This window comes from Streptomyces sp. NPDC058751, assembly GCF_042746485.1.
Lineage (GTDB): Bacteria > Actinomycetota > Actinomycetes > Streptomycetales > Streptomycetaceae > Streptomyces.
Genome location: NZ_JBHYPZ010000013.1, coordinates 73,380 through 94,938, shown reverse-complemented (window position 1 = coordinate 94,938; position 21,559 = coordinate 73,380). Strand labels below are relative to the sequence as shown.

At 69.4% G+C, this 21,559-nt stretch carries 14 protein-coding genes and 1 tRNA gene; 5 read left to right on the top strand and 10 right to left on the bottom strand.

The genetic code is table 11. The features are described 5' to 3' along the window. Positions 1–72: 72 nt before the first annotated feature. The 3 genes from pepN (at position 73) to ACFW6B_RS14890 (ending at position 5,606) form a co-directional block, all read left to right on the top strand. The gene (pepN, locus tag ACFW6B_RS14900) at positions 73–2,562 is read left to right on the top strand and encodes an aminopeptidase N (protein WP_386595819.1); all 2,490 of its coding nucleotides are present in this window, start codon (positions 73–75) and stop codon (positions 2,560–2,562) included. A 210-nt stretch (positions 2,563–2,772) separates the two neighbouring features. Next, positions 2,773–4,170 carry a pyridoxal phosphate-dependent decarboxylase family protein gene (locus ACFW6B_RS14895; RefSeq protein ID WP_386595817.1) on the top strand — a complete coding sequence of 466 codons (1,398 nt, stop codon included), beginning with the start codon at positions 2,773–2,775 and terminating at the stop codon, positions 4,168–4,170. Further along, a complete protein-coding gene (locus tag ACFW6B_RS14890; protein ID WP_386595815.1) occupies positions 4,167–5,606 on the top strand; it encodes a lysine N(6)-hydroxylase/L-ornithine N(5)-oxygenase family protein in 1,440 nt (479 codons plus the stop codon). The genes ACFW6B_RS14895 and ACFW6B_RS14890 overlap by 4 nt, the downstream gene beginning before the upstream one ends. 163 nt (positions 5,607–5,769) lie before the next feature. Here the strand turns inward: ACFW6B_RS14890 and ACFW6B_RS14885 are convergent, their stop codons facing one another. Beyond that, positions 5,770–7,575, bottom strand: coding sequence for a bifunctional metallophosphatase/5'-nucleotidase (locus ACFW6B_RS14885; RefSeq protein ID WP_386595813.1), 1,806 nt, complete (start codon positions 7,573–7,575; stop codon positions 5,770–5,772). Between the two features lie 507 nt (positions 7,576–8,082). Here ACFW6B_RS14885 and pyk point away from each other — a divergent pair. Beyond that, positions 8,083–9,519, top strand: a complete 1,437-nt coding sequence (pyk, locus tag ACFW6B_RS14880) for a pyruvate kinase (RefSeq protein WP_386595811.1) — start codon at positions 8,083–8,085, stop codon at positions 9,517–9,519. Positions 9,520–9,576: 57 nt separating this feature from the next. On the opposite strand, the gene ACFW6B_RS14875 is transcribed toward pyk, so the two are convergent. Further along, the gene (locus ACFW6B_RS14875; RefSeq protein ID WP_386595809.1) at positions 9,577–10,368 is read right to left on the bottom strand and encodes a helix-turn-helix domain-containing protein; all 792 of its coding nucleotides are present in this window, start codon (positions 10,366–10,368) and stop codon (positions 9,577–9,579) included. Between the two features lie 86 nt (positions 10,369–10,454). Then, positions 10,455–10,538 (bottom strand) — tRNA-Leu (locus ACFW6B_RS14870). Between the two features lie 103 nt (positions 10,539–10,641). Between ACFW6B_RS14870 and ACFW6B_RS14865 the strand changes: the two genes are divergently transcribed. Next, the gene (locus ACFW6B_RS14865) at positions 10,642–11,298 is read left to right on the top strand and encodes an ANTAR domain-containing response regulator (protein ID WP_103549916.1); all 657 of its coding nucleotides are present in this window, start codon (positions 10,642–10,644) and stop codon (positions 11,296–11,298) included. Between the two features lie 108 nt (positions 11,299–11,406). On the opposite strand, the gene ACFW6B_RS14860 is transcribed toward ACFW6B_RS14865, so the two are convergent. The 7 genes from ACFW6B_RS14860 to ACFW6B_RS14830 form a co-directional block, all read right to left on the bottom strand. Further along, on the bottom strand, positions 11,407–12,123 hold the full coding sequence (locus ACFW6B_RS14860; RefSeq protein ID WP_386595807.1) for an ABC transporter ATP-binding protein: 717 nt from the start codon (positions 12,121–12,123) through the stop codon (positions 11,407–11,409). Continuing rightward, positions 12,120–13,229, bottom strand: coding sequence for an ABC transporter ATP-binding protein (locus tag ACFW6B_RS14855; RefSeq protein WP_386595805.1), 1,110 nt, complete (start codon positions 13,227–13,229; stop codon positions 12,120–12,122). Before ACFW6B_RS14855 ends, ACFW6B_RS14860 begins: the two co-directional genes overlap by 4 nt. A 5-nt stretch (positions 13,230–13,234) precedes the next feature. Then, complete coding sequence (locus ACFW6B_RS14850) at positions 13,235–15,022, bottom strand: branched-chain amino acid ABC transporter permease (RefSeq protein ID WP_386595966.1); 1,788 nt, start codon at positions 15,020–15,022, stop codon at positions 13,235–13,237. A 5-nt stretch (positions 15,023–15,027) separates the two neighbouring features. Continuing rightward, the gene (locus ACFW6B_RS14845) at positions 15,028–15,960 is read right to left on the bottom strand and encodes a branched-chain amino acid ABC transporter permease (protein ID WP_386595803.1); all 933 of its coding nucleotides are present in this window, start codon (positions 15,958–15,960) and stop codon (positions 15,028–15,030) included. Positions 15,961–16,158: 198 nt separating this feature from the next. Then, positions 16,159–17,367: a branched-chain amino acid ABC transporter substrate-binding protein gene (locus ACFW6B_RS14840; protein ID WP_386595964.1), complete on the bottom strand. Its 1,209-nt coding sequence runs from the start codon at positions 17,365–17,367 to the stop codon at positions 16,159–16,161. A 1,229-nt stretch (positions 17,368–18,596) separates the two neighbouring features. Beyond that, the gene (locus tag ACFW6B_RS14835) at positions 18,597–19,058 is read right to left on the bottom strand and encodes a PaaI family thioesterase (protein ID WP_386595801.1); all 462 of its coding nucleotides are present in this window, start codon (positions 19,056–19,058) and stop codon (positions 18,597–18,599) included. 61 nt (positions 19,059–19,119) lie between these two features. Continuing rightward, the gene (locus ACFW6B_RS14830; RefSeq protein ID WP_386595799.1) at positions 19,120–21,399 is read right to left on the bottom strand and encodes an FdhF/YdeP family oxidoreductase; all 2,280 of its coding nucleotides are present in this window, start codon (positions 21,397–21,399) and stop codon (positions 19,120–19,122) included. Positions 21,400–21,559 lie beyond the last annotated feature (160 nt).

The window sequence follows — 21,559 nt, the reverse complement described above, 5'->3', positions numbered from 1 at the left end:
ACCAGCCGCCATCAAAGCGTACATACCGGACCACCCCTGTGTCCCGGCCGCGCCATCGGGCAGCATGGCCTCATGTCCGTACTGACGCGCGACGAAGCGCAGACACGTGCCAAGCTCCTCGACGTCCACCACTACGGGATCGAACTCGACCTGACCGGAGGGGACGAGACCTTCGACTCCCTGACCGTCATCCGGTTCACCTCCCGTGCCGACGCGGACACCTTCGTCGAGCTGAAGCCCGCCGAACTGCGCTCCGTCACCCTGGACGGCCGGCCCCTCGACCCCGAGACCCTGGACGAGAACCGGCTGCCCCTCAAGGGACTCACCGCCGGCGAGCACGAACTGCGCGTCGAGGCCTCCATGCGCTACTCCCGCACCGGGGAGGGCATGCACCGCTTCACCGACCCCACCGACGGCGAGACCTACCTCTACACCCAGCTCTTCATGGAAGACGTCCAGCGCGTCTTCGCCGCCTTCGACCAGCCCGACCTCAAGTCCGTCTTCGAACTGACCGCCACCGCCCCCGAAGGCTGGACCGTCCTCGCCAACGGCGTCACCGAACACCTCGGGGACGGCCGCTGGAAGGCCGCCCCCACCCCCCTCATCTCCACCTACCTCGTCGCCGTCGCCGCCGGCCCCTGGCACTCCGTGCGCACCGAACACGGCGGCCTGCCCTTCGCCATCCACTGCCGCCGCTCCCTCGCCCCGTACCTCGACGCCGACGCCGACGAGATCCTCGACGTCACCCGCGCCTGCTTCGACCGCTACCACGAGAAGTTCGACGAGCCCTACCCCTTCGACTCCTACGACCAGGCGTTCGTCCCCGAGTTCAACGCCGGCGCCATGGAGAACCCCGGCCTCGTCACCTTCCGCGACGAATTCGTCTACCGCTCCGCCGTCACCGACACCGAGCGGCAGACCCGCGCCATGGTCATCGCCCACGAGATGGCCCACATGTGGTTCGGCGACCTCGTCACCCTGCGCTGGTGGGACGACATCTGGCTCAACGAGTCCTTCGCCGAGTACATGGGCTACCAGACCCTCACCGAGGCCACCCGCTTCACGGACACCTGGGTCGACTTCGGCGTCGCCCGCAAGTCCTGGGGCTACGACGCCGACCAGCGCCCCTCGACCCACCCCGTCGCCCCCGACCCGGACGCCGTCCCCGACACCGCGTCCGCCATGCTCAACTTCGACGGCATCTCCTACGCCAAGGGCGCCTCCGCACTGCGCCAACTCGTCGCCTGGCTCGGCGAGAAGGACTTCCTGGCCGGCATCAACACCCACTTCGCCCGCCACAAGTTCGGCAACGCCACCCTCGCCGACTTCATCGACAACCTCGCCTCCGCCACCGAACGCGACGTCCACGCCTGGGCCGAGGCATGGCTGCGCACCACCGGCGTCGACACCCTCACGCCCCGGATCACCGAAGCCGACGGCCAGTGGCACCTCGCCGTCGACCACCACGGCAGCCGCCCCCACCGCGTCGCCGTCGGCGCCTACGACACCGTCCCCGGCGAGAGCGACCGGCTCACCCTGCGCGAGCGCTTCGAACTCGACGTACCCCAGGGCGAACCCACCCGCAGGACCGGCCGCCGCCCCGACCTGCTCCTCCTCAACGACGGCGACCTCACCTACGCCAAGGTCCGCTTCGACCCCAAGTCCTTCCAGACGCTGCGAGCCACCCTCTCCGGCCTCCCCGACCCCCTCACCCGGGCCGTCGTCTGGAACGCCCTGCGCGACGCCGTACGCGACGGCGAACTGCCCGCCATGGCCTACATCGAGACCGCCCGCACCCACCTGCCGCGCGAGACCGACCTCGCCGTCGTCCAGGGCGTCCTGACCTTCGCCACCGTCCACGTCGCCGACCGCTACCTGAACCCCGAACAGCGGCCCACGGCCCTCACCACCCTCACCGACCTGTGCCGCGACCTCATCCGCCGCACCGAGGACGGCTCCCACCCCGGCCTGCGCCTGACCGCCGTACGCCACCTCATCGACGTCGCCGTCCACCCCGACACCATCAGCGCCTGGTTCTCCGAGGGCACCGTCCCCGGCGGACCCGAACTCGACCCCGAACTGCGCTGGCGCATCCTCGGCAGGCTCAGCGTCCTCGGCGCCGTCGACGACGTCGTCATCGACGCCGAACTCACCCAGGACCCCAGCGCCACTGGCCAGGAAGGCGCCGCCCGCTGCCGCGCCGCACTGCCCGACCCCGAGGCCAAACGCGCCGCCTGGGACGCGATGTTCGCCGGGGACGACCTCTCCAACTACCTGTTCACCGCCACCGCCCAGGGCTTCTGGCAGCCCGAACAGGCCGACCTCGTACGCTCGTACGTCGAGCGCTACTGGTCCGACGCCGTGGCCGTCGCCGGACGGCGCGGCCCCGCCATGGCCGAAGCCGCGGGCCGCTGGGCCTTTCCGGCCCACGCCGTCACCCCCGAGACCCTCGCCCTCGGCGAGGCGTGTCTGCGCGACACCGAGCCCATCCCGGCCCTGCGCCGCAAACTCACCGACCAGCTCGACGACCTCGCCCGCGCGCTGCGGGTGAGGCAGGCCTAGCCACCGACCGGACAAACAGACGCGGACCCGGACGCCGGACCGCTGCCCCGCGCAGCGGTCCGGCGTCCGGCGTGTCCGGCCCCCTTCCGCACAAATCCTCCGTACGGCAGTACCCCCGCCGGGGCCGAATCGTTCTCTTTGGCGGGCGCACCTGCCCAAAACACGCACACGCCGGGAAGGACCCCGCCGCACGCCCACCGGAGGACACCCATGAGCACGCCGCCCCTCGCCTCAGGCCCCGAAGGCCCCGACGCACTGCGGCCGTTGCTCGACACCGTCCTGCACGCCCTCACCGAAGGCACCGCCGCCCGCGGAGGGCCCGTTCCCGGCGGGGGACCCGAGCACGTCGCCGGACGCCTGCGCACGGCCCTCGGCGACCCCCTGCCCGACCACGGCAGCGCCGACGCCCTGCACACCCTCGTCCGCGCCCTCGCCGAAGGCGCCGCCGACCCCGCCGACCCCCTGTGCGCCGCCCACCTGCACTGCCCGCCGCTGGCCGTCGCCACCGCCGCAGACCTCGCCGCCTCCGCCCTCAACCCCTCCCTCGACTCCTGGGACCAGGCCCCCGCGGCCTCCGAACTCGAAGCAGTCGTCGCCCGGGCCCTGGCCCACCTCGTCTTCGGGACCCCGGACGCCCCCGACACCCCGGGGCCCTCGGACGCCCGAGGCGACGCGCTCATCACCACCGGCGGCACCGAATCCAACCAACTCGCCCTCCTCCTCGCCCGCGAGAAACACCACGGCGTCCAACTCGTCTGCGGAGCGAACGCCCACCACTCCCTCCACCGCGCCACCTGGCTCCTCGGCCTCCCCGAACCCGTCGTCCTCCCCACCCCCGCAGGCACCCTCGACCCCGCCACCCTCGACAACGCCCTCACCGACCTGCGCGGACCCCTCCTCGTCGCCGCCACCGCCGGCACCACCGACGCCGGACTCATCGACCCCCTGCCCGACATCGCCGACCTCTGCGCCACCCACGGCGCCCGCCTCCACGTCGACGCCGCCTACGGCGGAGGCCTCCTCTTCAGCGACCGGCACCGCACCAGACTCGACGGCCTCGCCCACGCCGACACCGTCACCCTCGACCTGCACAAACTCGGCTGGCAACCCGTCGCCGCCGGACTCCTCGCCGTACGCGACCCCACCGACCTCACCCCCCTCGCCCACCGAGCCGACTACCTCAACGCCGACGACGACACCGAAGCGGGCCACCCCGACCTCCTCGGCCGCTCCCTGCGCACCACCCGCCGCCCCGACATCCTCAAGATCGCCGTCACCCTCAAGACCCTCGGACGCCACGGCATCGGCCACCTCGTCGACCAGGTCTGCGCCCACGCCCACGAACTCGCCGACCTCCTCGCCGCACACCCCGGCTTCGAGCTCTACGACCGCCCCGCCATCAGCACCGTCCTCTTCCGGCCCCGAGGCGCCACCGACGACACCGTCGCCGCCGTACGCCGCACCCTCCTCGACCAAGGCCGCACCGTCCTCGGCCGCGCCACCCTCGACGGCCGCCGCTGGCTCAAAGCCACCCTCCTCAACCCCCACACCCGGCCCGGCGACCTGGCCACGCTCCTGAAACTGGTGGAAGGACACACCCCCAAATGAGACCCGCACCCCACCCCCAGCACCCCACCGCCGAAACCCCCCGCGACCTGGTCGGCATCGGTATCGGCCCCTTCAACCTCTCCCTCGCCGCCCTCGCCCACCCCCTCACCGAACTCGACACCGTCTTCTACGAACAACGCCCCGGCTTCGACTGGCACCCCGGCCTCCTCATCGACGGCGCCACCCTCCAGGTCCCCTTCCTCGCCGACCTCGTCACCCTCGCCCACCCCACCAGCCCCTGGTCCTTCCTCAACTACCTCAAGGACCGCGACCGCCTCTTCCCCTTCTACTTCGCCGAGCGCTTCCACATCCAACGCGCCGAATACGACGCCTACTGCCGCTGGGTCGCCGACAACCTCCCCGGACTCCGCTTCGCCCACCAGGTCGACACCGTCCGCTGGAACCCCGAACACGACCTCTTCGAAGTCGACTTCACCCGCCTCGACATCCACGGTCACGCACAGGCCCTCGGCCGCACCCACACCCGCAACATCGTCCTCGGCGTCGGCACCGCCCCCCACATCCCCGAACCCCTCAAACCGCTCGTCGAAGCCCCCGACGCACCCGTCATCCACGCCGCCGACTACCTCAAACACCGCGACCGGTTCCTCACCGCCGACCACATCACCGTCATCGGCGCCGGCCAGTCAGGAGCCGAGGTCTTCCTCGACCTCCTCCGCAACCGCCCCACCGGAAAAGAAAAGATCCACTGGCTCGCCCGCACCGAGGCCTTCGCCCCCATGGAGTACTCCAAACTCGGCCTCGAACACTTCACCCCCGACTACACCCGCTACTTCCACGCCCTCACCGAACCCGTCCGCGACCGCCTCCTCGCCGCCCAATGGCAACTCCACAAAGGCATCGACGCCGACACCATCGCCGCCATCCACGACGAGCTCTACCGCCGCACCCTCCACGGCGGCTGGCCCGACGCCGTCCTCACCCCCGCCGTCACCGTCCGCACCGCAGGACGCATCGCCACCACCAAGATCGAACTCCACCTCGAACACGTCCAGCAAGGCACCCGCTCCCGCCTCACCACCAACGCCGTCGTCCTCGCCACCGGCTACCGCGAACGCCCCATCGCCCCCCTCCTCGCCGGACTCGACCCCTACCTCCGCCGCGACAACGCCGAACGCCCCGACATCGACGACCAGTTCCGCCTCGTCCTCGACCCCACCGTCACCGGCCGCGTCTACGTCCAGAACGCCGAACTCCACACCCACGGCGTAGGCACGCCCGACCTCGGCCTCGCCGCCTGGCGCAGCGCCACCATCCTCAACTCCCTCACCGGGAAAGACCCCTACCCCCTCCCCGGCCGGACCGCCTTCACCACCTTCGGCCTCGACCACACCCCCCGCGTCCCCGCCGCCCGCCAGGAACCCCGGACCCTCACCCCGCTCGTCCCCCTCATCCCCCTCGTCGACGGACGGTGAGAACCACCCCCGCATCCCTTCATCGGACCGGCCACGCCGATCGGTTCACACATCGGCCGAAGCGATCCGACCGCCCCGCACACCCGCCCCGCACACCCACCCCGAACGAAACGGCGCCGACGCGAGAACCGCGCCGACGCCGCCGACCTGAACCACCAGTGCCCTAGAACACGGGCACACCCTCACGCGTCAGCTTCCAGTCCACCGACGCGAACTCCTTCGGGTCCAGCACACCCTTCGCCGTGACCCACTCCGCGATCCGCGTCCGGATCTCCGTCGACTCCGACCACACCTCGGTCGCCGAAGCGACGTGCGGGAACGCGCCACCACCATTGGCCCGGTAGTTGTTCACCGCGAACACGAACTGCTGAGCGTCGTCCAACGGCGCGCCGCCATAGCTCAGGTTCTTGATCCGCGAACCCTCCGCCTGCGCGATGTCGATCTCGTACTGAAGACCCGACACGTAGTCGTAGTTGTAGTCCGGACGACCGTTCGCGTTCGTCAGCTTCTCCGTGTCGACCACCGCACCCACGGCCGTCCGCACGAAATAGTTCGCCGAGTACTCCAGGTACGCACGGACCTGCGCACCCGTCAGCACCTTCGCCACCAGCGTGTTGTCGTACACGTACAGGCTCGACAGATCCCGGATCGTCACATCGCCGGCCGGGATCTCCGAGGTCCGCGAGAACGGCGACGCCTGCGCGATCACCGGCAGCGACGCGTAACCCGTCCCCGCCAGCGCCGCCCGCACCACGTCCTCCTGGACCCTCGTGATCAGGTCGATGATCGGAGCGTCCTTGTAACGCGCCTCCACCGTCGTCAACGTGTCCGTCGCCCTGCCCACCACCTGGTTGACGTACGTCACCACGGCGTCGTGCTCGTCCTTCAGCAGCCGGGTGATCCTCGGGTCGTCCGCCACCGAGTTCGCGTTGCGCACCGAAGCCGCCACCGACTCGACGTGCCAACGCCCCTTCTCGAAGACCAGCTCGAAGTCGAACACCGACAGCCGCTCCGCGAACGCCAGCGGCTCCGACAGGACCACCGTCTTCCCCGTCGCCGTGTTCGTCACCTTCAGCTCCGGGATCTCCAGATGCGCGTGACCCACCAGGATCGCGTCGATCCCCGGCACCTGCTGAGCCACCAACGCAGCCGAGTTCTCCACGTACGGCAACTGGTCACCGTACGACGACGTACCCGACGAACCCGAATGCGCCGACACCACCACCACGTCCGCACCCATCGAGCGCAGCTTCGGCACCCACTTCGCCGCCTGCTCCTCGAGACCCGGGAACGTCAGCTTCCCCTGGACGTACGCCTTGTCCCAGATCGCGATACCGGGATTCGTCAGCCCCAGCACCGCCACCTTCACCGGCGGAGCCCCCTGAACACGGAACTCCTTCATGAAGTACGGAGGGAACGCGGGCTTCAGCGTCCTCGCGTCCAGCGCGTTCGCACCCAGCAACGGGAAACGGCACTGCGACTCGAACTTCCGCAGCGTCTCGATCCCGTAGTTGAACTCGTGGTTCCCGAGCGCCACCGCGTCGTACCCGATCGCGTTCATCGCCTGCGCCATCGGATGCACCGGACCGCCCTTGGCGGTGATCGGATCCACCTTCGCGTAGTAGTACGTCAGCGGCGTGCCCTGGATCGTGTCACCCGCGTCCAGCAGCAGCGTGTTGCAACGCCCCTTCTCCGCGCGGATCTCGTTCACCAGCGTCGAGATCCGCGCCAGACCCTGCGCATTGCCCGCCTTGTCCGAGTACTCCGTGTCCTTGAAGTAGTCCCAGTTGAACACGTGACCGTGCAGATCGGTCGTCCCCATCACCGTCAGCTCGTACCGCTTCACCGGCCGGCCCCCCTTCGCCCCTTCCGCGGCCTGCGCGGCCGGAGCCGCGCCCATGCCCGCGAGCGCCACCCCCGCACCCGTCACGGCGGACTCTTTCAGAAACTTCCGGCGGTTCAACGGCATTGCTCGAACTCCTCGGGAATAGGTCAACAACGCGCGTAGATTCTGACCCAACACCCGCCCCCGCAAAAGACCCTGGAGGTTTCCATCTGGTGGCCGGACGGCACCGGAAGCCGCCCGCTCTGTGGCAAAGCAGGACGTACCCGTCCAGCAGCGCCCCCGATCGACAGGCCCCGGTCGCCACCACCCCGGCCGGCGCACCCGCACACCTCGACTTCGAACACCGGCGCCTTCACGCCCGGGTCACCACCCGCTTCACCATGACGCCACCACGGCTCTAGCCGCACCTGAAAGCATCACGGAAAGTCACCAGTCGCTCGTTCGCGCGCCCATCGCGCAACTCGACGCACACGGTCAGAAGAATGCGCCGACCACACGAAGGACAGCGCTCCGCTCATCAGAGCAACGCGGCGCACAATTCAACAGTTGTCAATAACCCTTCACGCAAAGGTTGTTGAGTAGTCATGCGCGACCAATTCTCTACCGACCGGTAAGGCCTAGGCTCGAATCATGCGCCGAGCGAAAATCGTCTGCACACTGGGCCCCGCCACCGACTCGTACGACCAGATCAAAGCCCTGGTCGAAGCCGGAATGGACGTAGCCCGCTTCAACCTCAGCCACGGCACCCACGCCGACCACGAAGAGCGCTACCGACACGTCCGGAAAGCCTCCGACGAAACCGGCCGCAGCGTCGGGATCCTCGGCGACCTTCAAGGCCCGAAGATCCGCCTCGGCCGCTTCACCGAAGGACCCGTACTCCTCGAACGCGGAGACGCCTTCACCATCACCGTCGAAGAAGGCGCCCAAGGAGACCGCGAATCCTGCGGAACCACCTACGGAGGGCTCGCCGCCGACGTCACCCCCGGTGAACGCATCCTCGTCGACGACGGAAAGGTCTGCCTCGAAGTCACCTCCGTCGGCGGCCCCCGCGTCCACACCACCGTCATCGAAGGCGGCATGGTCTCCGACCACAAGGGCCTCAACCTCCCCGGCGTCGCCGTCTCCGTCCCCGCCCTCTCCAAAAAAGACGAGGACGACCTCCGCTGGGCCCTGCGCACAGGCTTCGACGTCATCGCCCTCTCCTTCGTACGGAGCGGCAAGGACATCCACGACGTCCACCGCATCATGGACGAGGAAGGCCGCCGCCTCCCCGTCATCGCCAAAGTCGAAAAACCCCAGGCCGTCGACAACATCGACGACATCGTCGCCGCGTTCGACGGCATCATGGTCGCCCGCGGCGACCTCGGCGTCGAAATGCCCCTGGAGCAAGTCCCCATCGTCCAGAAGCGCGCCATCAAACTCGCCAAACGCAATGCCAAGCCGGTCATCGTCGCGACCCAGATGCTCGACTCGATGATCGACAATTCCCGTCCCACCCGCGCCGAAGCCTCCGACGTCGCCAACGCCGTCATCGACGGCACCGACGCCGTCATGCTCTCCGGCGAGACCAGCGTCGGCAAATACCCCATCGAGACCGTCAGGACGATGGCGAAGATCGTCGAAGCCGCCGAAGAGGACATCCTCGCCAAGGGCCTGCCCCCGCTCACCGAACGCAACAAACCCCGCACCCAGGGCGGAGCCGTCGCCCGCGCCGCCGCCGAGATGGGCGACTTCCTCGGCGCCAAGTTCCTCGTCGCCTTCACCCAGTCCGGCGACACCGTCCGCCGTCTCTCCCGCTACCGCTCGCCCATCCCCCTCCTCGCCTTCACCCCCACCCCCTCCACCCGCTCCCAGCTCAACCTCACCTGGGGCGTCGAGACCTTCCTCGGCCCCCACGTCGACTCCACCGACGCCATGGTCGACCAGGTCGACGAACTCCTCCTCGAATACGGCCGCTGCGCCAAGGGCGACATCGTCGTGATCACCGCCGGCTCCCCGCCCGGGATCTCCGGCTCGACGAACCTGGTCCGCGTCCACCGCATCGGCGAGGGCGGCAGCCCCAAGTAGCACCAGCCTCGACGGGCCCCTCCCGAACTCCCGGAGGGGCCGCCCCCGGCCCGCCGGTCAGTACTTGGGGCCCACGTGGGCGTCCATGAGGGCCACGGAGGCTTTGCGGGCGACGGAGATGTTGTACGGGTTCCCGTGGCGGGTGCAGTGCGTCCAGTCGACGCCGAGTCTGTCGAGGGTGCTGGTGAAGAGCTGCCTGATGTCGTCGGAGACGTTGGTGAAGAAGTACCGGGGGTACTCGTAGCGCTTGCGCTCCCCGCCGACGACACGGGTGGTCCAGTTGGTGATGCGACAGCCGTCGGAGTGGATGAGCCCTCGGACGAACTCCCAGGGGTGCTCATCGACGATGCGCTGCTGCCACGGGTCCAGAGCGATCTTGCGCTCGTGCTTTTTGCCGGGGCCGTGCTGGGGGAACAGGCAACCGAGGTGCTTGAAGTACACCTTGATGTTGTGCGCGCCCTTGCTCCGCACGCGGCACGTCGCGTTGTAGGGGAACACGGTTCGCAGGGCGCGTTCCGTGCTGTCCTGGATTCCGGGCCATGCGTCATCGAGAGTGATCATGAGGCTGGGCACTTTGTGCTTGGCGTAGTGGCTGATATGCCCGTCGCCCAGATAGAGGCCGAGGAGATAGCTGTACGCGGCTTTGTCGAGGTTGCGACCGTCGCACCTCGGGCAGAGCAGTGACGGGCGAGTGGTGGCTGGCTCGCCGCGTTTCACCCGGTCCACGTGCTTCCAGTAGCTGATCGTTCCCGGCGGAATGCCGAAGCTTCGCGCCACGTCGGTGTTCTTGGCTCCGTCGCGGAGCAGGGTGAGAACCTTCTGTCGCACTTCAGTTCCATGCATGTTCATGTGAACACTGTGCGTCGCCAATCGCTACTCTGTGCAGCAAAAAGCGGAGGTCCACGCGAACGTGGACCTCCGCTTTCTGTGAAAGGTGCCCGGTGTGGGATTCGAACCCACATGCCCAAAGGGCACGGCATTTTGAGTGCCGCGAGTCTGACCAGTTCCTCCAACCGGGCAGGCCGGGAAGCTGTCGGGAAGCATACCGGGTCACCACAGCCGGTTGCAGCTAGGTAGGCTCTTGGGCAGCAGTGCATGCCCGGCCCGCAACGAGGAGCCCCCGTGACCGCCCCCGAGTCGCCCCAGCCCGTAGACGCGCCCGACGACGACAAGTCGCACGTGCCTCCGCTGACGACCCGTGTCGTCATCGCCGAGGACGAGGCGCTGATCCGTCTCGACCTGAAGGAGATGCTGGAGGAGGAGGGCTACAGCGTCGTGGGCGAGGCCGGCGACGGTGAGCAGGCCGTCGAGCTGGCCCGGGAGCACAAGCCCGACCTGGTGATCCTCGACGTGAAGATGCCCAAGCTGGACGGCATCTCGGCGGCGGAGAAGATCGCCGAGGAGTCGATCGCCCCGGTGCTGATGCTGACCGCGTTCTCGCAGCGCGACCTGGTCGAGCGGGCCCGTGACGCGGGCGCGATGGCGTACCTGGTGAAGCCGTTCAGCAAGAGCGACGTGGTCCCGGCGATCGAGATGGCGGTGTCCCGTTTCGCGGAGCTGAAGGCGCTGGAGGGTGAGATCGCGGATCTCACGCAGCGTCTGGAGACGCGGAAGCTGGTGGACCGCGCGAAGTCGGTCCTTCAGACGGAGTACGGCCTGACGGAGCCGGCGGCGTTCCGGTGGATCCAGAAGACGTCGATGGACCGTCGTATGTCGATGCAGCAGGTGGCCGAGGCGGTCATCGAGGACGCCGCGGAGAAGAAGGCGGCGAAGGGCTAGTCCCGCGCCTCACAGCAGAGCTCGGTCCGCGGGGAAACGGCGGACGGAAGAGGCCCGCACCCCTGACGGAGGTGCGGGCCTCTTCGTGCGACCGGGGTCGCGGGAGGATCAGTCCTCGCCGAGGTACGCCTTGCGGACGGACTCGTCGTGGAGCAGGTCCTGGCCGGTGCCGGAGAGGACGATGCTGCCGACCTCCATGACGTGGGCCTGGTCGGCCAGCGAGAGCGCCGCCTGGGCGTTCTGCTCGACGAGCAGGATGGTCATGCCGTCGGCCTTGAGTTCGGCGACGGTGGCGAGGATCTTCTGCATCATGATCGGCGAGAGGCCCATGGAGGGTTCGTCGAGCATGAGCAGCTTGGGCTGGCACATGAGGGCGCGTCCCATGGCGAGCATCTGCTGTTCGCCGCCCGAGAGGGTGCCGGCGGCCTGCTTACGGCGTTCTCCCAGGATGGGGAAGAGGTCGTAGGCGCGCTGGATGTCCTTCTCGATGCCCGCCTTGTCGCTGCGGAGGAAGGCTCCGAGCTGGAGGTTCTCCGCGATGGTGAGGCGGGGGAAGATGTGGCGTCCCTCGGGGGAGTGCGCGAGTCCGAGGGAGACGATCTTGTGGGCGGGGATGTTGGCGAGGGGCTGGCCGTCGAAGAGGATGCGGCCTCCGGTGGGCTTGAGGAGCCCGGAGAGGGTGCGCAGGGTCGTCGTCTTGCCGGCGCCGTTGGTGCCGATGAGGGTGACGATCTGGCCGGCCTCGACGGTGAAGGAGATGCCCTTGACGGCTTCGATCTTGCCGTAGGAGACCCTGAGGTCTTCGACCTCGAGCAGTGCGGTCACTGGGCGGTTCCTTCCTTGGTGGTGCTGCCCTGCGCGTCGGAGTCGTCGGACGGGGTGGTGTCCTCGGGCTCCTCGGAGGCCTCGTCGGCCTCCGGGGCGTCGGAGTCGTCGGTCGCCTCGGGGGCGTCGGACGTTTCCTCGGCCTCGGGGGCTTCGTCGGTGTCCGCGCTGTCCTCGGCGGCCGGGGTCTCCTCGGCCGCGGGGGCCTCGGTCGCGTCGTCGGCCGGGGTGTCGGCGGCTTCCTCGGTCTCGGCCGGGGCGGCCGCGGCCGTTCCGGCGGCTTCGGCGGCCTCGACCTCGGCGAGTTCTTCGGCGCCGGGGGCGCCCTCGAACGGGGTGCCGAGGTAGGCGGCGACGACGCGCTCGTCGCCCTGGACGACGTCGGAGGTGCCTTCGACGAGCTTCTCGCCCTGGACGAGGCAGGCCACGCGGTCGGACAGGTTGAAGATGAAGCGCATGTCGTGCTCGATGACGAGGACGGCGATGCCGCGGTCGCGGATGGCGAAGACGAGTTCTTCGGTCGCGCGGGTTTCCTGCGGGTTCATGCCGGCGGTGGGCTCGTCCAGGAGGAGCAGGCCCGGCTCGCTGGCCATGGCCCGCGCGATCTCCAGCTTGCGCTGCTCGCCGTAGGGGAGGTTGCGGGAGAGGTGGTCGGCCTTGTGGGCGAGGCCGATGAACTCCAGCAGTTCCATGGCGCGTTCGCGGGACTCGGCTTCGGCCTTGCGGAAGCCGGGGCCGCGCAGGAGGGCCGACCAGAGGCCTTCCTTGGTGCGGGTGTGGCGTCCGACGAGCACGTTCTCCAGAACGGTCATGTTGGCGAAGAGCCGGATGTTCTGGAAGGTGCGGGCGATGCCGGCGCTGGTGACGAGGTGCGGCTTGGGGGGCAGCACCGTGCCCTTGTAGGCGACCTTGCCCTCGGTGGGGACGTAGAGGCCGGTGAGGCAGTTGAAGAAGGTGGTCTTGCCCGCGCCGTTGGGGCCGATGAGGCCGACGATCTCTCCGCTGTTGACGGTGAGGTCGACGTTGCGGACCGCGGTGAGGCCGCCGAAGCGCATGGTGACGCCGGTGGCTTCGAGGACGGGGCTGGGGGCTGTGGTGGTGGTCATGTTGGTTACGCCCCTGCCTTGGTGACGCCGACGGTGGAGTCGGGCAGGCCTTGTTCGGGGATGTGGACGGTCTTGTCGCTGTCGTCGCCGTCGTTCTCGTGGAACTCGAGCTGGCGGCGGCGGTTGGCGATGATGCCTTCGGGGCGGAAGCGCATGAGGATGACGAGCGCGATGCCGAAGGCGAGGAGCTGGTACTCCTTGAGGAAGCCGAGCTTCTCGGGGAGCAGGTAGAGCAGGGCGGCGCCGAGGATGGGGCCGTTGACGGTGCCCATGCCGCCGAGGACGACCGCCGCGAGGAGGAAGGCGGAGTTCGGGGGCACGGAGCCGGCGAACTGGTACGGCGCCGGGTTGACGCTGTAGCCGACGTGGGCGCTGACCGTTCCGGCGAGGCCGGCGAGGGAGGCGCCGAGGGCGAAGGCGATGAGCTTGACGCGGAAGCCGTTGATGCCCATGGCGGTGGCGGCGGTCTCGTCCTCGCGGATGGCGATCCAGGAGCGGCCGATCCGGGAGTCGGCGGCGCGGTTGAACACGACGACGACGATCGCGGTGATGACCAGCATCAGCAGGAAGTAGTTCGCGAAGCGGGCGAGGGTGAAGCCGCCGATGGAGTGGCTGGCACCGAAGTCGAACCCGAAGATCTCGAGGTCGGGGATCATCGAGATGCCGTTGGGGCCGTTGGTGATGTTGGGTCCGGAGACGCCGTCCATGTTGTTGACGGCGATGCGGAAGATCTCTCCGAAGCCCAGGGTCACGATGGCGAGGTAGTCGCCGCGCAGTCGCAGGGTGGGGGCGCCGATGAGGACGCCGAAGACGAGCGACGCGGCCATGCCGGTGAGCATGGCGGCCCAGAAGGGGAACTGGACGCCGGAGAAGGTGGAGAACTCGGAGCCGGAGACGAGGGCGGCGGCGTAGGCGCCGACGCCGAGGAAGGCGACGTATCCGAGGTCGAGGAGTCCGGTGAGGCCGACGACGATGTTGAGGCCGAGGGCGACGGTTCCGACGACGAGGATGTTCACGCCGAGGTTGGCGTTGTACTCGTTCTTCTCGACGAAGGGGAAGATCGCCGCGGCGAGGAACGCCATGGTGGTGGCGAATCCCTTGTGGCGGGCGTTCAGCTGCGCGAAGCGGTCGAAGAGTCCGGCGGTGAGCAGGGCCCAGGCGCCGAAGACGACGAGGAGCAGGTAGCCCAGGAACGTTTCGCTCGCCTCGGGGTCGACGCCGATGCCGTAGGTGAAGACGATCAGCGCGAAGGCGGTGGCGCCGGTGACGACGAGGCGCTCGATCCAGCCGGCCATCTTGGCGGCGGGCGGGATGAGTTCGGGCTTGGTGACGTAGTCCTTGAAGGTGTCACCGGGCTTGGGGAGCGCCAGGGTGCCGAGGAGGGCGATCAGGGAGCCGACGACGGCGACGTAGGCGCCGGGGTCGAGTGCGATGAGGCCCTTGAGCTCGATGGCGATGGCGATGGCGCTGAACCAGCTGACGGCGAACGCGGAGGCGGCGGCGAGGACGACGGGCTGGACGGCGCCCGCCGGGTTGAGCCAGCCGAGGCCGCGGACGTTCCAGAGGGTCAGGGCGTAGAGCAGGGTGAGGGCGCCGGCGACGATGGCGAGGATCTGGAGTCCGGCCGGGGAGCCGTAGTAGGTGAGGTCCCCGGCGAAGTCGGACTTGTAGGTCCAGGACATGAAGGCGCTGGCGATGGTGGCGACGGCGCCGGTCGCGATGAGGATGCGGGCGGCGCTCTCGGGGAGGGCGATGAGGCCGCGCTCGGGGGTGGTGGTCTCGGTGGTTGCCATGGTGCTCACGCCCTGTCCGCGACGCGTTCGCCGACGAGGCCCTGTGGCCTGAACAGCAGTACGAGGATGAGGAGTACGAAGGCCCAGACGGAGGACCAGCCGCCGCCGCCGAGCTGCTGCATGCCGGGGATGCCGTCGATGTAGCTGGTGGCCAGGGTCTCGGCGAGGCCGAGGACGAGGCCGCCGATCATGGCGCCGTAGATGTTGCCGATGCCGCCGAGGACGGCCGCGGTGAAGGCCTTGAGCCCCATCTGGAAGCCCATGTCGTACTTCACCGTGCCGTAGCGCAGGCCGTAGGCGACGGCCGCGACGGCGGCGAAGAAGCCGCCGATGGCGAAGGCGATGACGATGATGCGGTTGGTGTCGATGCCCATGAGCTGTGCGGTGTCAGGGTCCTGCGCGGTGGCCTGCATGGCGCGGCCGGTGCGGGAGAGGCTGACGAACAGGGCGAGGGCCGCCATGCAGAGGGGGGCGGCGATGATGACGAAGACGGAGCCGCTCTGGATGCTGACGGAGCCGATGTGCAGGGGCCCGAAGGGGAGCTGCGGGAACGTGATGTCCGTCTTGGCGTCCGGGAACCCGTTGAAGACGACCTGCTGCAGGGCGAGGGACAGGCCGATGGCGGTGATGAGGGGGGCGAGGCGTGGTGCTCCGCGCAGTGGCCGGTAGGCGAAGCGCTCGGCCCCGACGGCGATGAGGACGGAGACGATTCCGCCGCCTATCAGCATCGCAGGGAGGGCTATCCACATGGATGTGCCGTTTGGCAGAACGTAAAGGTAGACCGTGAGTGCGCCGAAGCCGCCGGTCATGAAGATCTCGCCGTGGGCGAAGTTGATGAGCTGGACGATGCCGTACACCATCGTGTAGCCGATGGCGATCAGCCCGTACATCGAGCCGAGGAACAGCCCGTTGGCCAGCTGCTGCGGCAGGGTGTTCACCGCGTGGCCTCCATGTGGTGGGGAGAGTTGAGCAGGGCGTATGAAGCGGGCCGCGCGGTGACGTGTGGTCGTGGCCGCGCGGCCCTGGGGTTGTGCTCAGGGCGTGTACCGGTGGATCGGACCGGGCGTGGGGTGCCGCTCGGGGCGCCGTTGCCTGGTTGTGGACCGATCCACCGGAGTGGCCCGGGTGTTGCTCGATCAGCCGTTGAACGTGCCGCTCTTGACGGCCTTCCACTTGCCGTCGACGACCTGGTAGACGGTGAGCTGCTTGTTGGTGGTGTCACCGAACTCGTCGAAGGAGACGGGGCCGGCGATGCCGTCGAACTTGGTCTTCTGGACCTCGGCGACGATCTTGGCGCGGGCGTCGCTCGGGACCTTTCCGTCCTTCACGACGTTGCCGATGGCCTTGATGATGGCCGTGGCGGCGTCGTAGGAGTAGCCGCCGTAGGTGCCGTAGTCGCCCTTGAGGCCGGAGGCCTTGTACTTCTTGATGAACTCGGCGGCGGAGGGCAGGGAGTCGACGGGCTGGCCGACCGAGGTGACGAGGTCGCCCTCGGAGGTCTTGCCGGCGGTCTCGATGTAGGTCGGGGTGAACATGCCGTCACCGCCGAACAGCGGGATCTTGGCTCCGCCGTCCTTGAGCTGCTTGGTGAGCTTCTCCGACTCGTCGTACTGGCCGCCGTAGTAGACGAGGTCGGCCTTGGAGCTCTTGATCTTGGTGACGAGGGCGGAGAAGTCCGTGTCGCCGGTGTTGACGTGGTCCTCGCCCGCGAGCTTGCCGCCGGACTTGAGGAAGCCGGCCTTGAAGAGCTTGGCGAGGCCGGCGCCGTAGGTCTGCTTGTCGTCGACCACGAACACCTTGCGCTTCTTCAGCGTGTTGTAGGCGTAGTCGGCCGCGAAGCCGCCCTGGAGGGCGTCGGTGGTGGCGGTGCGGAAGTAGGTCTTGAACGGGCGGGCCTTCTCGGTCTGCCAGTTCTTGCCCTGGGTGAGCTCGGGGGCCGTGTTGGACGGCGAGATCTCGACCAGGTTGGCGGTGGCGAAGACCTGCTGCATCTGGGTGGCGACGCCGGAGTTCAGCGGGCCGACGACGCCGAGGACCTTGTCGTTCGTGACGAACTGGGTGGCGTTCGTCTGGCCGGTGGCCGGGATGGCCTTGTCGTCGAGCGCCTGGACCTTGAAGGTCACGCCGGGAACGGTGTTGTTCTTGTTGGCGTCGTCGACGGCGATCTGGACGCCGCCCTGGATGCCGAGGCCGGTGGCGGAGTTCGCGCCGGTCAGCGGGGCGTCAACGCCGATGATGATCTCGGTCTTCTTGCCGCTGTCCTTGCTGTCGCCGCTGTCGTCGCGCGAGCCGCAGGCGGTCAGCGTGAGTGCTCCTGTCGTGAGCACGGCGGTGAGTATGACCATGGAACGCTGTCGCACGTTGAATCCTCTCCCTGGCGCGGCACCCCAAGGTGGGGGCCGTGTGTCTCGCCGGGCCGTACTGGATGAAGCAGGGCCGTGCAGTGACGCGCCCGGCGGCGCGGTGACTGGCCGTGACTATAGGCGCAGGTCGGGGGGGTGGGGAGGAGCGTGGGGAAGGCTGTGACGCTCTTGTTATCAGGGGGGCGTCTCGTGGGGTGCGGGGCGGACGATCGGAGCATTTCGCCGTACCGGCCGGAGGCGGTTGTGTGTTCGCATGGTGAGAACGTGCTGTTCCGAGTTGATGGCGGATAGCGGAAGCTGTTAGGCCGGTGGCGGGCCGGGGGGCCGTCGGGGGCGTGGTGCGTCGTGGCTCGTGACGCGGGCATTGCTTTATTGCGGCACAGGTAACTGACCGTTACCGCCGTGTGAGGCGGTCGGCGGTGTTCCGGCCGGGTGAAGTGGGTGTGGGGGAGAGCTCGTTGGGCGAGCGGGGGGCGTGCGGACCGGCCCTCGGGTCGAGGGGCCCGGTGTCGCCGAAGTGAGGCTTTGCGGTTGCTGTGCGTCGTCGTGGGGGACGGGCAGGTCGGGGTGGTGGGCCCGGATGGTGGACGGCGGGCGGGCTCGGTTGTATACGGCGCCGCGCAAGGTGATGTGGCGGGGGTCCCCGGCCTTCACTGTCAGTGGCAGCGGGAGTGCCCTGTCGCGCTCAACTCGGCCGGGCCGAAAGCCACTTGGCGGGAGGGCGACGACCGTTCGGCGGGTGGCGCCGGCTCGGAAGCGGAAGGAGGCGAGCCCGCTGTCGGGGCGCTCGCGACGGAGGGGCGGCGACCTTGGCGGCACCGGGTGGTGGCCGGAAGGGGGTCCGTCGGATGACGGCGGTGCGGGTTGCGATCGCGATGCGGTCCGGTCCGGGCCGTCGCGGAGCGGCCCGGAAGGGACGGCGGCCCGACAGGATCGGTTCGACGGGATCGGCCCGACGGGATCGGCGGCGCGGGGGCTGGGGGTCGACGGTCCGCGGGGCTCCGGGGGGGCGCGCCCCGCGAGGGCCGTGGGATCCGCTCCCGGGGGCCGCGGGCCGACCCCCGGGAGGCCGTGGGTCCGCGTCTGCGGGCCGGGCCGGCTCCTCGGGGCCGTGGACCGGCCCCTGGGAGGTCGTGAGCCCCCGGCGGCTCGGCGCGGCACGTCTTCGGGCCCCCGGAGTGTCCGAGGGCGCTCCGGGGCCCTTCGGGGGGTCAGCCCTGGGGCGCGTCCTTGAGGACGCAGGTGAGGCGGGCGCTGCAGACGCGCTTGCCGTCCTCGCCGGTGATGGCGATCTCGTACGTCGCCGAGGTGCGCCCGCGGTGGACGGGCGTGGCCACGCCGGTGACGAGGCCGGAGCGGACGCCGCGGTGGTGGGTGCAGTTCAGGTCGACGCCGACGGCGATCTTGGTGCTGCCGCCGTGGAGCATGGCGCCGACGGAGCCGAGGGTCTCGGCGAGGACGGCGGAGGCTCCTCCGTGGAGGAGGCCGTAGGGCTGGGTGTTGCCCTCGACGGGCATGGTGCCCACGACGCGGTCGGCGGAGGCCTCGACGATCTGGACGCCCATGCGGTTGCCGAGGTGGCCCGCGGAGAAGAGCGCGGGCAGGTCGACGCCGAGTGCGGCGTACTCGTCGATGATCCCTTGCGGGAACTTCGGGGTGTGCTGTTCGCCCATGGGGCCCGGCTCCGTTCGTCGTGGACCGCTTCGTCGTGGATGTTCCTTGCTGAGCGAACGCTCAGTCGGCTGTCGATTGTTCCAGACGGACGACCACGGATTTGCTGGCAGGGGTGTTGCTGGTGTCGGCGGTCGAGTCGAGGGGGACCAGGACGTTGGTCTCGGGGTAGTAGGCGGCGGCGCAGCCGCGGGCGGTGGGGTAGTGCACGACGCGGAAGCCGGGCGCGCGCCGTTCCGCACCGTCCTTCCATTCGCCGACGAGGTCGACGTACGAGCCGTCGGCGACCTCGAGTTCGCGGGCGTCGTCGGGGTTGACGAGGACGACGCGGCGGCCGTTCCTGATGCCCCGGTATCGGTCGTCGAGTCCGTAGATGGTGGTGTTGTACTGGTCGTGGGAGCGCAGGGTCTGCAGCAGCAGGCGGCCTTCGGGCAGCCGGGGGTGCTCGACGGGCGCGGCGGTGAAGTTGGCCTTGCCGGTGGCGGTCGGGAAGCGGCGTTCGTCGCGGGGGGCGTGGGGGAGGGTGAAGCCGGCGGGGTCGGCCACGCGCGCGTTGAAGTCCTGGAAGCCGGGGATCACGCGGGCGATGCGGTCGCGGACGGTCGCGTAGTCCTTCTCGAACTCCTCCCAGGGGGTGGTGCTGGCCTCGCCGAGGACCCTGCGGGCGAGGCGGGCGACGATGGCGGGCTCGGACAGCAGGTGGGGGCTCGCGGGTTCCAGGCGGCCGCGTGAGGCGTGCACCATGCCCATGGAGTCCTCGACGGTCACGAACTGTTCGCCGCTGTCCTGGAGGTCGCGCTCGGTGCGTCCGAGGGTGGGCAGGATGAGGGCGCGTGCGCCGGTGACGGCGTGGGAGCGGTTGAGTTTGGTGGAGACGTGGACGGTGAGCCGGGCGCGCCGCATGGCGGCTTCGGTGACGTCGGTGTCGGGGGAGGCGGAGACGAAGTTGCCGCCCATGGCGAAGAAGACCTTGGCGTCGCCGTCGCGCAGGGCGCGGATGGCGCGTACGACGTCGTAGCCGTGGTGGCGGGGCGGCGCGAAGCCGAACTCCTTCTCCAGGGCGTCGAGGAAGGCGGGCGCGGGGCGTTCGAAGATGCCCATGGTGCGGTCGCCCTGGACGTTGGAGTGTCCGCGGACGGGGCAGACGCCGGCGCCGGGGCGGCCGATGTTGCCGCGCAGCAGCAGGAAGTTGACGACCTCGCGGATGGTGGGGACGGAGTGCTTGTGCTGGGTGAGGCCCATGGCCCAGCAGACGATGGTGCGTTCGGAGGCGAGGACCATCTTCAGGGCCTCGTCGATGCTGTCGCGGGTGAGGCCGGTCGCGGTGAGCGTCTCGTCCCAGTCGGCGGCGCGGGCGGCCTCGGCGAAGTCCTCGAAGCCGTGGGTGTGTTCGGCGACGAACGTCTCGTCGACGGCGCCCTCGGTGTCGAGGATCAGCTTGTTCAGCAGGCGGAAGAGGGCCTGGTCGCCGCCGATGCGGATCTGGAGGAAGAGGTCGGTGAGGGCCGCGCCCTTGAACATGCCCTGGGGGGTCTGCGGGTTCTTGAAGCGTTCCATGCCCGCTTCGGGCAGCGGGTTGACGGTGATGATCTTCGCTCCGCCGGCCTTGGCCTTCTCCAGGGCGGAGAGCATGCGCGGGTGGTTCGTGCCGGGGTTCTGCCCGGCGACGATGATCAGGTCCGCCTTGTAGAGGTCCTCGAGCAGGACGCTGCCCTTGCCGATGCCGATGGTCTCGTTGAGGGCGGAGCCGGACGACTCGTGGCACATGTTCGAGCAGTCGGGCAGGTTGTTCGTGCCGAGCTCGCGGGCGAAGAGCTGGTAGAGGAAGGCGGCCTCGTTGCTGGTGCGGCCCGAGGTGTAGAAGAGGGCCTCGTCGGGGGAGCCGAGCGCGGCGAGTTCCTCGGCGACGATGTCGAAGGCGCGTTCCCAGGTGACGGGCTCGTAGTGGGCGGCGCCCTCGGCCAGGTACATGGGGTGGGTGAGGCGGCCCTGCTGGCCGAGCCAGTAGCCGCTGCGGCCGGCGAGGTCGGAGACGGGGTGCGCGGCGAAGAAGTCGGGGGTCACCCGGCGCAGGGTGGCTTCCTCGGCGACGGCTTTGGCGCCGTTCTCGCAGAATTCGGCGGTGTGCCGGTGTTCGGGTTCGGGCCAGGCGCAGCCGGGGCAGTCGAAGCCGTCCTTCTGGTTGACGCGCAGGAGGGTGAGGGCGGTGCGGCGCACGCCCATCTGCTGCTGGGCGATGCGCAGGGTGTGTCCGATGGCGGGGAGCCCGGCCGCGGCGTGCTTGGGTTCGGCTACCTGCGGCGCGTCCTGGACCGGATCGCTTGTGGGCGGCTTGCTGGCCATCGCTGAACCCCTTCGCGTGCGCACGTCGGTGTGCGTGTGTTCGTACCTCTTCGATCCTCGCACGCGTGGCCGACAGGGAGGGCCGTGGGGCGCGGGAACCGGGGGCGGGGAGGGGGTGTGCCGGGCCGGGAGGGCCCGCGTTGTCAGCGGGCCGTGGCAG

What these genes read in the sequence shown, in the direction of transcription:
- pepN (WP_386595819.1), top strand. Translation starts at nt 73, where the DNA reads ATGTCCGTACTGACGCGCGACGAAGCGCAGACACGTGCCAAGCTCCTC.
- ACFW6B_RS14895 (WP_386595817.1), top strand. Translation starts at nt 2,773, where the DNA reads ATGAGCACGCCGCCCCTCGCCTCAGGCCCCGAAGGCCCCGACGCACTG.
- ACFW6B_RS14890 (WP_386595815.1), top strand. Translation starts at nt 4,167, where the DNA reads ATGAGACCCGCACCCCACCCCCAGCACCCCACCGCCGAAACCCCCCGC.
- ACFW6B_RS14885 (WP_386595813.1), bottom strand. Translation starts at nt 7,575, where the DNA reads ATGCCGTTGAACCGCCGGAAGTTTCTGAAAGAGTCCGCCGTGACGGGT.
- pyk (WP_386595811.1), top strand. Translation starts at nt 8,083, where the DNA reads ATGCGCCGAGCGAAAATCGTCTGCACACTGGGCCCCGCCACCGACTCG.
- ACFW6B_RS14875 (WP_386595809.1), bottom strand. Translation starts at nt 10,368, where the DNA reads ATGAACATGCATGGAACTGAAGTGCGACAGAAGGTTCTCACCCTGCTC.
- ACFW6B_RS14855 (WP_386595805.1), bottom strand. Translation starts at nt 13,229, where the DNA reads ATGACCACCACCACAGCCCCCAGCCCCGTCCTCGAAGCCACCGGCGTC.
- ACFW6B_RS14850 (WP_386595966.1), bottom strand. Translation starts at nt 15,022, where the DNA reads ATGGCAACCACCGAGACCACCACCCCCGAGCGCGGCCTCATCGCCCTC.
- ACFW6B_RS14840 (WP_386595964.1), bottom strand. Translation starts at nt 17,367, where the DNA reads ATGGTCATACTCACCGCCGTGCTCACGACAGGAGCACTCACGCTGACC.
- ACFW6B_RS14835 (WP_386595801.1), bottom strand. Translation starts at nt 19,058, where the DNA reads ATGGGCGAACAGCACACCCCGAAGTTCCCGCAAGGGATCATCGACGAG.
- ACFW6B_RS14830 (WP_386595799.1), bottom strand. Translation starts at nt 21,399, where the DNA reads ATGGCCAGCAAGCCGCCCACAAGCGATCCGGTCCAGGACGCGCCGCAG.